This window comes from Pseudomonas sp. 8_5_2, from assembly GCF_059295255.1.
Map to the genome: position 1 here is coordinate 5,208,529 of NZ_CM181238.1, position 11,418 is coordinate 5,219,946.

Consider the following 11,418-nt stretch of genomic DNA (forward strand, 5'->3'; position numbering starts at 1 on the left):
TTATACCTGCTTGCCGATGTCGCCGCCCAGGCGCGCAAGGGCGAGTTTGAGGGCATCCGCAAGGTTGGACTTGGTGGTCAGGGTGCCCAGGTCCAGGCCAAGATGGACGATGGTTTGCGCGATCTGCGGGCGCACCCCGCTGATGATGCAATCGGCGCCCATCAGGCGGATCGCGGTCACGGTCTTGAGCAGGTGTTGCGCCACCAGCGTATCGACGGTCGGAACGCCGGTGATATCGATGATGGCGATTTCCGAGCCGGTATCGACGATGCGCTGCAGCAGCGACTCCATGACGGTCTGGCTGCGTTGCGAGTCCAGGGTGCCAATCAGCGGCAGGGCGAGTACCCCGTCCCACAGCTTGACCACGGGGGTGGACAGTTCCAGCAGCTCTTCCTGCTGGCGCTTGATCACGTCTTCGCGGGTTTTCTGGAAGGTGCGGATGGTGTGCATGCCCATGCCGTCGATCAGCTCGGAGATCGCCCACAGCTGCTCGGCCAGGCGCGCCGGTTCATCACTGAAGTGCGATTGCAACAGGCCGAACAGTGGCCCCTTCAGGGCAAAGATGAAGTACACGGCCTGGTGCGAGTCATGCCCCAGCTGCGCGCGCGAGACGGACAGTTTTTCCAGAAAACGGCGCACCCCTTCCCAGCCCGTTGCAGCCAGGTTGCTGCCGCCTTCGCTTAGCAGGCCCTCGACCAGCAATTGCAGGAATTCGCGGGTTTCCTGTGCGAGTACCTGTTCCTTGATATTACGCGTGGCGCCGTTGGTTTCCAGGCCAGAAAGCCATTCTTTCTGCAATTGCGCCTGGTTGTTCTTGATCGCTTCCGATGTGCTGCCGTGCAGTGCTGCCATGTACCTTAGCTCCTGGGCTGAAAGGCCGGCTTCCCCATAAATTGGCCGGCCTGCTGTGAATGACATTTGCCGGATGAAATAGTTGTGCGCGGGGGACAGTTAATTGCAATGCGCCATCTGAGGGTAGCCTATGCAGCGTCCTGGCCCACCTGCCTGGTATCCGTTGCAAGCGGGATTGGCGGGCGAGACAGCAACAGGCCGACCAGCACTGCGAAGACCAGTGCGGCAATACCTGCGGTGTGCAGCACGGCCTCGAAACCACCGATGAATGCCTGCCGGGCCAGGGGCGCCACGGCCTCGCGCTGGGCGGGTTCGAGCAGCGCCAGGGCGGCCTGCAGGTCGCCTGCGGCAACCCGTGTCGCCATTGCCGCAACCTGGCCCGAGTGCGCGGGTGCCACGGCGGCGATGGCCTCGTGCAACAGCTGCCCGCTACGGCCGGCCAGCACGCCGCCAAGTACACCAATGGCCAGCACGATTGCCCCGAACCGCGTGGTGGTACTCAGCCCCGAGGCCATGCCGGTGCGCTCACGCGGCACGCAAGCCATGATGTTTTTCTGCGTGTCGCCATTGAGCAACCCGGCGCCAGCGCCCAGCACCAGGCTGGCCAGGGCGAACGCGCCATAGCCGCCCTGGCGCGTGGCCCAGGCACACAGCAGGTTGCCCATGCCAACCAGCACCAGGCCCAGCGCAAACACCTGCGCCGGGCTCAGGTGCGCGGCCAAGCGCATGCCAACGCGCGGGGTCAGCAGCATGGCGACGGCAAATGGCAGCATGCCGGCGCCTGCGGCCAGCGCCGACAGCTGCAGGCCGTTTTGCAGGTACAGCGGCAGCAGGGTCATCATCACCTGGGCGCAGGCAGCGTAGGCGAACATGCCCAGCAAGGCGCCGACGAAACGCCCGCTGCGCATCAGCTGCAGGTCGATCATCGGGCGCTGCTGGCTGCGCTCGACCATGACGAACAGGCCGAACAGGAAAGCGCTGATCACCAGACGGCCAAGGGTTTGCGCGCTGCCCCAACCCACCTGGTTGGCATCGATCATCGCCCAGATCAGGTAGCCGAGGCTGCCGGCGAAGGTCAGGCTGCCCCACGGGTCGAGCCGCGCCGCTGCGCTGTCACGCGACTCCTCGACACTGTGCAGCACCATCAGCGCCAACAGCACCACCAGGGGCAGGTTGATATAGAAGATCCAGCGCCAGCCCAAGGTGCTGGCGATCACCCCGCCCAGCAGTGGCGCAAAGGTGATGGTGGCGCCCATGCATGCGCCCCAGAAGGCCCAGGCGCGCATGCGCTCTTGCGGCTCGTGGAAGCGGTTGCCGATCGCCGCCAGGGCCGAGGTCAACAGCAACGCGGCGCCCACACCTTTGGCTGCCCTGGCCAGGTCGAGAAACAACAGCGTGGGCGCGGCACCACAGGCCAGCGAGGCTATGCCGAACAGCACCAGGCCGAGCAGCAGCATGCGCCGCCGGCCAAAGCGGTCGGCCAGGCTGCCGGCCGGCAGCAGGCAGGCGGCGAACGCCAGCAGGTAGGCGCTGACCACCCATTCGATATCGGCGAACGAGCCGGACAGGTCGCGGGCGATGCTGGGCAGGCTGACTGCGACGATATTGGTGTCGAGGATGATCAGGGCGCAGACCAGGGAGGCAGTGAGCAGGGTAAAACGCGCAGAAGGCATGGCAGGGCTCCGGGGGGTGGGCTGGTTCGCCTGAAAGGCGGTTTGCCTGCAGGATCGCCTGGGGCGCAAAGCGGCCCCGCCAATCTCCCAGGTAATCTTTGCCCCCAGGCCACCAGGCTTGTAGTGTTGGCCTCACCATAACGCTGCCAACCCAACGCCTTGTTAGCCTCGGCGGCCCCCGTCATTACCCTGCAGGTAACACCCATGGAAATCCGCCATTTCCGCTATTTCCTCTGCGTTGCCCGCCATGGCCATTTCACCCGTGCCGCCGAGCAACTGGGCATCGCCCCGCCCACCCTCAGCCGGCAGATCCAGGACATGGAGCGCGAACTGGGCGTTCGCCTGTTCGAGCGCAACCAGCGCGAGGTCAACCTGACCGCCGCCGGCCAGGCCCTGTTCATCGAAGCCGAACAGACCGTGCGTCAGTTCGACGCGGCGCAACTGGGGGCACAACGCGCCGCCCGTGGCGAAAGCGGGCGTATCGAACTGGGCTACGTGGCTTCGGCCGCCTACTCGGGCATGCTCCAGCAGCAAGTGCTTCGCTTCAGCGAAGCCTGCCCCGAGGTACGCCTGAGCATGCGCGAACTGCCCATGGCCGAACTGCCCGCCAGGGTTCGTGATGGCCTGCTTGACCTTGCGTATGTGCGCTCGCCGATGGAACTGCCGGAAGAGCTGGAAGCCATTGCGCTGCACCAGGAGGGCTTCGTCCTTGCCCTGCCCGCCCATTCACGGATCAATGAAGTGCCTCAGATCCCGGCATCGCGCCTGGCCAATGAAACCTTCATCCTGCCCGAGCAGATATCCGGCACGCTGGAGGTCGCCGCGCAAGGTGGCTTCGTCCCGCAGCTTGGCCCGCAGCCCGGCAGCCTGGTGGCGGTGATTACCCTGGTGTCTCTCGGCCAGGGCATCGCCGTGGTGCCGGAATCGGTGGTGCAGCGCATCTGCCTGCCGCAGGTGAACTACCGGCGGATCGTCGACTGCCACGCCAGTTCATGGCTCAGCCTGATTCACCGGCGCTTCGATAAAGCGCCGGCGGTGATGCGTTATGTGCAGAGCGTGAAAGGCGGTGCCTGATCAGTGATCGCCTGCAGCACCCAAGGCGTAGAATTCATGCAGCTTGGCCTGCAGCAAGGCCTTGTCCGGCAAGCGTGTCTGGTACTCCGCAATCAGTGCTGGCGACAAACTGCGATTAAGTGCGTACTCGACCACCTCATCGTCCCTGCTGGCGCACAGCAACACGCCAATCGCAGGGTTTTCATGCGGCTTGCGCTCGTTTCGGTCAAGCGCTTCCAGGTAGAAATCGAGTTTGCCCAGGTACTCGGGCTCGAAGCGGCCGACCTTCAGCTCTATCGCTACCAGGCAGTTGAGGCCGCGGTGAAAGAACAGCAAATCCAGTGCGAAGTCGCGGCCACCGACCTGAAGCGGGTACTGAGAGCCGACGAAGCAGAAGTCGCGGCCCAGTTCGATGAGGAACTGTTTGAGCCGATTCATCAGCGCGCCATGTAGGTCTGCTTCTGCATGATCCCCCGTTAGCCCGAGAAACTCCACCATGTAGGCATCCCGAAAAACCTCCATGGCTGCCGGATAATCTTGACGCAATACTGCCGAAGCCCTGGCCGGGTTTGCGACACTGCGTTCAAAAAGCGAGGCCTTGAGTTGCCTTTCCAATTCTCGGCTTGACCACCTTTCCTGAATCGCCATGCGCAGGTAGAACTCGCGCTCCTGAGTGAGCTTGCTCTGGCTGAGAATCATCATGTTGTGGGTCCATGGCAATTGTCTCAGCAGTGCCGAGACTCTTTCGTCATGGCGATAGGCTTCATAAAATTGGCGCATCCGAAACAGGTTAGGTCTCGTAAAACCTCGTAGCCCAGGCTGCGTTTGGGCAAGATGAGCAGCCAGCTGACTGACCACCGAATCGCCCCATTCCGCCCGCTCCAGCTTGTGGCTGATGTAGGCCCCAACCTGCCAGTACAGGTCGATCAATTGCGTATTGACCGCCTGCACCGCACGCTGCCTGGCATCCTGAATCAACCTGAGCACTTCCTCGAAACGGTCATCCTTTACCGAAGGAAGGGCCACCGGCGCTTGTGGTTCTTGTTGTTCAGCGCTCATGCATCGACTCCCTTTTGAATTCGCCAGGAAGTCTACCCCCGGTGAGCCGTCACCCCGCCACCGGCAGCACCTCTGATTTGTTTCAAAAAGCAAAGGGCACCCATCCACTGGTGCCCTTCGCCCTACCGTAAGGTGAACCCGATCACCCCATCGACCGCGCCCCTACAGGTTGCGCATGGCCCCGCGATGTCACGATCCCCAGGAAGGAAATGACGATTGCCAGGCCCAGCGTCGAACTCACTTCTACCCGGTGCTCCGGGGTGTACATCATCACCGCCAGCGCCCCGGCAATGAAGATGATCACCGCCCAGGTGAGGTAAGGGAACAGCCACATGCGGAACTTCAGCTCGGTGTTCTCGCGCTCCAGGCGGCGGCGCATGCGCAGCTGCGAGATGGCGATGACCATGTACACCAGCAAGGCGATGGCGCCGGAACTGGCCAGCAGGAACTCGAACACGCCTTTCGGTGCGAAGTAGTTGAGGATGGCAATCGCCGCGCCGATCAAGGTACTGCCAAAGACCGCAGAGCGCGGTACGCCTACCCTGGAGGTCTTGTTGAGGAAGGCCGGGGCGTCACCGCGCTTGGCCAGCGAGTACATCATGCGCGAGGCGATGTAGATCGACGAGTTCATGCAGCTGGTCACGGCCACCAGCACCACCAGGTCGACCATGAACGCGGCGTTGGGGATGTTCATGATTTCCAGCGCACGCTGGTAGGAACCCACCACCGCCAACTGCGGGTCGTTCCATGGCACCACCGAGATGATCACGAAGATCGACAGGATGTAGAAGGTGCTGATGCGCCAGATCACCGAACGCGTCGCCTTGGCGATGTTGCGCGACGGGTCGCTGGACTCGGAGGCAGCGATGGTCACCGCCTCGGTGCCGATAAAGCTGAACATCACGGTAATGAACGCACCGATCACCGCCGACCAGCCGTTCGGGGCGAAGCCGCCGTGCTCGGCGATCAACCCGCTCAGGCCGCTGACCTCGCGGTTGGGCAGCCAGCCCATCAGGGCAGCGAAACCAAGGCCGATGAAGCCCAGGATCGCCGTGACCTTGAGGATGGCGAACCAGAACTCGAATTCACCGTACTTGGCCACGCTGAACAGGTTGGTGCAGGCCAGCAACAGTACCGAGGCCAGGGCAAAGATCCAGCTGTCCACCTGAGGGAACCAGGCGTTCAGCACATGCCCGGCGGCCAGTGCTTCGATCGGGATCACCAGTACCCAGAACCACCAGTACAGCCAGCCGATGGTATAGCCGGCCCAGCGGCCGATGGCCTGGTCGGCGTAGGTGGAAAACGATCCGGTATCGGGGTGTGCCACGGCCATTTCGCCGAGCATGCGCATGACCAGGACTACCAGGGTCCCGGCCACGAAATAGGAAATTATGGTTGCGGGCCCGGCCGCCGCAATGGCGTGCCCAGAGCCTACGAAAAGTCCGGCGCCGATGATGCCGGCGATGGACAGCATCGTTACATGACGTGGCTTGAAACCTTGTGCAAGGTTGCCATCAGATCCCACGGTGTTCATTGATGTTGTTCTCTTTTTGCTGACACAAGGATGGGGGCAGGCGTAGGCGAAAATATCTCCTTTGAAATCAATAAGTCGACAGGTTGCTCGGGTTCTGTTGATGTTCTTTGGTGTGCGTCACAGAGCAACGTGCCAGTGCGGTTCGGGGTTCATTTAAGCTCCGCAGGGCTGTGGGAAATTACACGAGAACGCCCCGGAACTGTTCGATCACGACAGGGCCTTTCCATTCACGCCAGATGTCGCGAATGGCATGTCCGATTGCGCCACCGGGTCATCTGGCGCTTTTGTTTTTCATTTGAATGTGTGTTGCCTGCCCTGGCCCTATCGCCGGCAAGCCAGCTCCACCTCGACCGCATCGATTTGATGCCATGCGCACTCTTGGTCGGATACAAAAAAGCCCCGGTCTCCCAGGGCCTCCTTGCAACACCTCGATGCTGGCTCACCTGACCATGCAAGGCCGCTTGTTGTCGAAACTCCACCCCGAAATCAGGAACTGCATCGCCACACTGTCATCCCGCGCTCCCAGGCCCATATTGCGGTAGCACTCATGGGCCTTGGCCAGCTGGTCTTCATCCAGCTCCACCCCCAACCCCGGCCGCGCCGGCACCCCCACGTGCCCGTCGACGATGCGCAGTGGCTCCCGGGTCAGGCGCTGGCCGTCCTGCCAGATCCAGTGCGTATCGATCGCGGTGATCTCGCCCGGCGCCGCAGCCGCCACCTGGGTAAACATCGCCAGCGAGATGTCGAAGTGGTTATTCGAGTGCGACCCCCAGGTCAGCCCCCAGTCATTGCACATCTGCGCCACCCGTACCGAGCCCTGCAGGGTCCAGAAATGCGGGTCGGCCAGCGGGATGTCCACCGACTGCAGCTGGATGGCATGGCCCATTTGCCGCCAGTCGGTGGCGATCATGTTGGTAGCCGTGGGCAAACCCGTAGCGCGACGGAATTCGGCCATCACCTCGCGGCCCGAGTAGCCGTTCTCGGCGCCGCACGGGTCTTCGGCATAGGCCAGCACATCGTGTTTGTCGCGGCACAGGGCGATGGCTTCCTTGAGTGACCAGGCACCGTTGGGGTCCAGGGTGATGCGCGCTTCGGGGAAGCGTTCGGCCAGCGCCGTCACCGCTTCCATTTCTTCTTCACCTCGCAGCACGCCGCCCTTGAGCTTGAAGTCGCTGAAGCCATAACGCTGCTTGGCCGCTTCGGCCAGGCGCACAACCGCCTCCGGGGTCAGGGCCTGTTCGTGGCGCAGACGGAACCAGTCGTCATCGGCATCCGCTTCGTTGCGGTAGGCAAGGTCGGTCTGCTGGCGGTCACCGATATAGAACAGGTAGCCGAGCATCTTCACCGCATCCCGTTGCTGCCCCTCACCCAGCAGTGCCGCCATGGGCACATTCAGGTGCTGGCCGAGCAGGTCGAGCAGCGCCGATTCGACAGCCGTCACCGCATGCACGGTGATACGCAGGTCGAAGGTCTGCAGGCCACGCCCGGCGCTGTCGCGGTTGGCGAAGGTCTGGCGCATGGCATTGAGCACGCGCTGGTAATGACCGATCGGCTGGCCGACCACCAGGCTGCGGGCGTCTTCCAGGGTCTGGCGAATGTTCTCGCCACCAGGCACTTCGCCCAGGCCGGTATTGCCGGCGCTGTCGCGCAGCACCACCACATTGCGGGTGAAGTACGGGCCATGGGCGCCACTGAGGTTGAGCAGCATGCTGTCGTGGCCGGCCACGGGGATGACGCGCAGGTCGGTGACCACGGGGGTGCTGGTGTGCAAGGTCTGCATGTTCATGATTGTTGTCTCGCAGTCGTCAGTGGGTCTGGCCCAGGGCCGAAGGGGCCTTGAGTGGATCGGCAGGCACGCCCTTTGGGCGCGTGCGCACAAAGAAGATGGCGATGGCCGCCAGCACCGAGGTCACCGCCAGGCCGTACAGGCCGCCCTGGATCGACCCGGTCTGCTGCTCCAGCAGGCCGAAGGTGGTGGGGGCAACGAAACCGCCAAGGTTGCCGACCGAGTTGATCAGCGCGATTACTGCCGCGGCGATGCGCGCATCCAGGTAGCCCTGCGGGATTGGCCAGAAGAGTGACGACGCCGACTTGAAGCCGATGGCGGCGAAGCACACGGCAACGAAGGCGAACACCGGCCCACCGGTGGTGGACATGAACATGCCAATGGCAGCGATCAGCAGCGCACCCGCGACCCAGGCCTGCTGGAACTTCCAGCGTGCAGACCCTGCGGCGAAGGCATACATGGCCAGGATCGAGATCAGCCACGGGATCGAGTTGAAGAACCCTACCTGCAGGTCGTTGAGGTCGCCCATGCGCTTGATGATGCTGGGCAGCCAGAAGGTCGCGGCGTAGATGGTCAGCTGGATGCAGAAGTAGATCAGGCAGAACAGCACGATCTGGCGGTCCTTGAGCAGGCTCCAGGACGACACCTTTACCGCGCCGACGGCTTCGCGCTCACGCTGCTCGCGGTCGATGGTATCGACCAGCGCGTCCTGCTCGGCCTTGCTCAGCCACTTGGCGTCGTGGGGCTTGGAGTCGAGCCAGAAGAACACGAAGAAGCACAGCGTCACCGAAGCCATGCCTTCGATGAACAACATCCACTGCCAGCCATGCAGGCCCAGGCCCTGGATCTGCATCAGCGCCCCGGCCAGCGGCCCGGAAATCAGCGAGGCCAGTGCCGAACCGCTGAGGAAGATGGCAATCGCCTTGCCCCGCTCGGCCGCCGGCAGCCAGCGGGTGAAGTAGTAGATCACCCCGGGGAAGAAGCCCGCTTCGGCGACACCCAGCAAAAAGCGCAGCACGTAGAACTGGGTTTCGGTCTGCACAAAGGCCATGGCCGTGGCCACCAGCCCCCAGGTGAACATGATGCGGGTCAGCCACAGGCGTGCACCGACCTTTTGCAGCAGCATGTTCGACGGCACTTCGAACAGTGCGTAGCCGATGAAGAACAAGCCGGCGCCAAAGCCGAAGGCAGCGGCGCTGATGCCCAGGTCGCTTTCCAGGTGCGGGCGGACGAAGCCGATGTTGACACGATCGAGGTAGTTGACGATGAACATGATGACGAACAGCGGCAGGACGTGGCGCTTGACCTTGGCCAAGGCACTGGCCAGCGCGTCGCCTTCAGCCCGTGCAGACGGAGCGAGGGTGTCGTTCACTTACGAATCTCCCACTAATTGTTTTTGTGCGGGTCGAGGTTGTCTGACATGACAGTGGGGTGGAGCATATGCGCAGGGAAGTTGTACGACAAGATGGCGATTAGCGCTTAAAACCCAAAATACAAGCTGTCACAATGCTAACTTGCTTCGATCATGCGGTAACAGCTCATGGATCAGCGAAGCCTGATTACCGAAAAACCGACAAAAAATATTTTTATCGATTAACTTGTCGTACAAGCACAACAAGAACGGACCGCCACATGGAAACCACACCCGTCCATAAACGCGGCCACAGCCGCGCCCATGACCTGGTCTCGAGCCTGACTCAACAGATTTTGCTCGGCACCTTCAAGCCTGGTGACAAGCTGCCTTCGGAGAACACCTTGGTGCGCGAGCATGGGGTAAGCCGCACGGTGGTTCGCGAAGCCTTGTCGAAGCTGCAGGCCTCGGGGCTGGTGGAGCCACGCCACGGTATCGGTACCTTCGTGATGGAGCGCCAGCCCCAGGCTGGCCTGCGCATCGCCGCGGAAAGTGCGGCCAATGTGCGCGACCTGCTGGAACTGCGCATTGGCCTGGAAGGCCAGGCCGCCGCCCTGGCTGCGCTGCGCCGTGATGAAGGGCAACTGGCACGCATGCGCCAGGCGCTGGATGACTACCAGGATCTGGCCGCCGCGGGCGACAGTTGCATCGAGGCCGACCGGCGTTTTCACCTGTTGATCGCCGAGGCCACCGGCAATCTGTATTTCACCGAAATGCTGCTGCAACTGGGCAATGGCTTGATCCCGCGCAACCGCATGGCCCAGGCTGAGCGTGCCGGGTCCAGGCTGGCGCGGCAGGCGTACCTGGCCAACCTGGAGCATGAGGCAATCCTCAATGCCATTCGCCGGCAAGACCCGGATGCAGCGCGCGCGGCGGTGTGCCTGCACCTGTCCAACAGCCGCGATCGGCTGCTGCCGGAATAGGCGCCGTCACGCTACCCCGCGTGCACCTGCTGGCGTACCGCATCCTCGGCGAATGGATTGGCTTGCAGGGCGACTGTTACATCCAGCCGCCCGCACTTCACCAGGTCAGGCAGATCTTGCCGAAGTGGCGGTTGCTCTCCTGGTAGCGGAACGCCTCGACGATCTGCTCCAGCTCGAAATGCTTGTCCACCACTGGCCGCAAGCCGTTGGCATCGATCGCCCGCACCATCGCCTGCTGCTGCGCGCGGCTGCCCACCAGCACGCCTTGCAGGCGAATCTGCCGCACCAGCGCCTGCACCAGCGGCAATTGCCCGGCCACACCGGTGAGAATGCCGATCAGCGACACATGCCCGCCAATGCGCGCGGCAATCATCGATTGTTCCAGCGTCGCCGGTCCGCCCACTTCGATGACATGGTCGACACCGCGGTTGTCGGTCAGCTCGCGCACTTTCTCACCCCAGGCCGGGGTGCTCTTGTAATTGATCAGGTGATCGGCACCCAGGGCTTTCAGGCGCTCGAGCTTGGCGTCGCTGGACGAGGTGGCGATGACCGTGGCGCCGGCCAGCTTGGCGAACTGCAGGGCAAAGATCGACACCCCGCCAGTGCCCTGCACCAGTACCGTGTCACCCGGTTTGAGGTGATCGTCGCTCATCAGCGCACGCCAGGCGGTAAGCCCGGCAGTGGTCAGGGTAGCGGCTTCGGCGTGGCTGAAACCCTTGGGCGCCAAAGTGAACGAGGTGGCGCGGGCGGTGACCTGCTCGCGGGCGTAACCATCGAGGCCATCACCGGGCACCCTGGCAAAGCCTTCGACATTGGCCTGGCCGTCCAGCCAGTCGGGGAAGAAGGTGCTGACCACGCTGTCGCCTACCTGGAACTCGGTGACGCCGGCACCCACCGCAAGCACTTCACCGGCGCCATCGGCCATGGGAATGCGCCGCTCGCTCGGGCCCCACATGCCACTGACCACCGCGAAGTCGTGGTAGTTGAGGGAGCTGGCGTGCAGGCGCACGGTGATCTCGCCGGCCTGTGGTGCAGCGGCTTCGCTGGTGCCGACCTCGACCTTGTCGTAGCCGCCGCCGGGTTGTACGTAGATGGCCTTGCTGGTCATGGGTGGGTCTCCGTTTCAG

Annotated in this window: 9 protein-coding genes; 2 read left to right on the plus strand and 7 right to left on the minus strand. The window is 63.1% G+C overall.

The window, feature by feature from the left end; translation table 11 throughout:
* Both AC5O5R_RS23840 and AC5O5R_RS23845 read right to left on the minus strand, forming a co-directional pair.
* Complete coding sequence (locus AC5O5R_RS23840; RefSeq protein WP_172219849.1) at positions 1 to 852, minus strand: STAS domain-containing protein; 852 nt, start codon at positions 850 to 852, stop codon at positions 1 to 3.
* A 128-nt stretch (positions 853 to 980) separates the two neighbouring features.
* Complete coding sequence (locus tag AC5O5R_RS23845) at positions 981 to 2,525, minus strand: MFS transporter (protein ID WP_172219852.1); 1,545 nt, start codon at positions 2,523 to 2,525, stop codon at positions 981 to 983.
* Positions 2,526 to 2,729: 204 nt separating this feature from the next.
* Between AC5O5R_RS23845 and AC5O5R_RS23850 the strand changes: the two genes are divergently transcribed.
* Positions 2,730 to 3,599 carry a LysR family transcriptional regulator gene (locus AC5O5R_RS23850; protein ID WP_172219855.1) on the plus strand — a complete coding sequence of 290 codons (870 nt, stop codon included), beginning with the start codon at positions 2,730 to 2,732 and terminating at the stop codon, positions 3,597 to 3,599.
* Here AC5O5R_RS23850 and AC5O5R_RS23855 read toward each other — a convergent pair whose 3' ends face one another.
* The 4 genes from AC5O5R_RS23855 to AC5O5R_RS23870 all read right to left on the minus strand — a co-directional run bounded on the left by AC5O5R_RS23855 (position 3,600) and on the right by AC5O5R_RS23870 (position 9,329).
* Entirely contained in the window at positions 3,600 to 4,637 is a 1,038-nt protein-coding gene (locus tag AC5O5R_RS23855) for a PDDEXK nuclease domain-containing protein (protein ID WP_172219857.1), read from the minus strand. It lies immediately after the preceding gene.
* Positions 4,638 to 4,779: 142 nt separating this feature from the next.
* Complete coding sequence (gabP, locus tag AC5O5R_RS23860) at positions 4,780 to 6,171, minus strand: GABA permease (protein ID WP_172219860.1); 1,392 nt, start codon at positions 6,169 to 6,171, stop codon at positions 4,780 to 4,782.
* Between the two features lie 439 nt (positions 6,172 to 6,610).
* On the minus strand, positions 6,611 to 7,957 hold the full coding sequence (gudD, locus tag AC5O5R_RS23865) for a glucarate dehydratase (RefSeq protein ID WP_172219863.1): 1,347 nt from the start codon (positions 7,955 to 7,957) through the stop codon (positions 6,611 to 6,613).
* 19 nt (positions 7,958 to 7,976) lie between these two features.
* Positions 7,977 to 9,329, minus strand: coding sequence for an MFS transporter (locus AC5O5R_RS23870; RefSeq protein WP_494514768.1), 1,353 nt, complete (start codon positions 9,327 to 9,329; stop codon positions 7,977 to 7,979).
* A 260-nt stretch (positions 9,330 to 9,589) separates the two neighbouring features.
* Here AC5O5R_RS23870 and AC5O5R_RS23875 point away from each other — a divergent pair, with 260 nt between their 5' ends.
* Positions 9,590 to 10,291 carry a FadR/GntR family transcriptional regulator gene (locus tag AC5O5R_RS23875; RefSeq protein ID WP_172219869.1) on the plus strand — a complete coding sequence of 234 codons (702 nt, stop codon included), beginning with the start codon at positions 9,590 to 9,592 and terminating at the stop codon, positions 10,289 to 10,291.
* Between the two features lie 97 nt (positions 10,292 to 10,388).
* Here the strand turns inward: AC5O5R_RS23875 and AC5O5R_RS23880 are convergent, their stop codons facing one another.
* On the minus strand, positions 10,389 to 11,399 hold the full coding sequence (locus AC5O5R_RS23880; protein ID WP_172219872.1) for a zinc-dependent alcohol dehydrogenase family protein: 1,011 nt from the start codon (positions 11,397 to 11,399) through the stop codon (positions 10,389 to 10,391).
* Positions 11,400 to 11,418 lie beyond the last annotated feature (19 nt).

Coding starts and splice junctions, on each gene's coding strand:
- AC5O5R_RS23880 (WP_172219872.1), bottom strand. CDS start 11,399: ATGACCAGCAAGGCCATCTACGTACAACCCGGCGGCGGCTACGACAAG.
- gabP (WP_172219860.1), bottom strand. CDS start 6,171: ATGAACACCGTGGGATCTGATGGCAACCTTGCACAAGGTTTCAAGCCA.
- gudD (WP_172219863.1), bottom strand. CDS start 7,957: ATGAACATGCAGACCTTGCACACCAGCACCCCCGTGGTCACCGACCTG.
- AC5O5R_RS23840 (WP_172219849.1), bottom strand. CDS start 852: ATGGCAGCACTGCACGGCAGCACATCGGAAGCGATCAAGAACAACCAG.
- AC5O5R_RS23845 (WP_172219852.1), bottom strand. CDS start 2,525: ATGCCTTCTGCGCGTTTTACCCTGCTCACTGCCTCCCTGGTCTGCGCC.
- AC5O5R_RS23850 (WP_172219855.1), top strand. CDS start 2,730: ATGGAAATCCGCCATTTCCGCTATTTCCTCTGCGTTGCCCGCCATGGC.
- AC5O5R_RS23855 (WP_172219857.1), bottom strand. CDS start 4,637: ATGAGCGCTGAACAACAAGAACCACAAGCGCCGGTGGCCCTTCCTTCG.
- AC5O5R_RS23875 (WP_172219869.1), top strand. CDS start 9,590: ATGGAAACCACACCCGTCCATAAACGCGGCCACAGCCGCGCCCATGAC.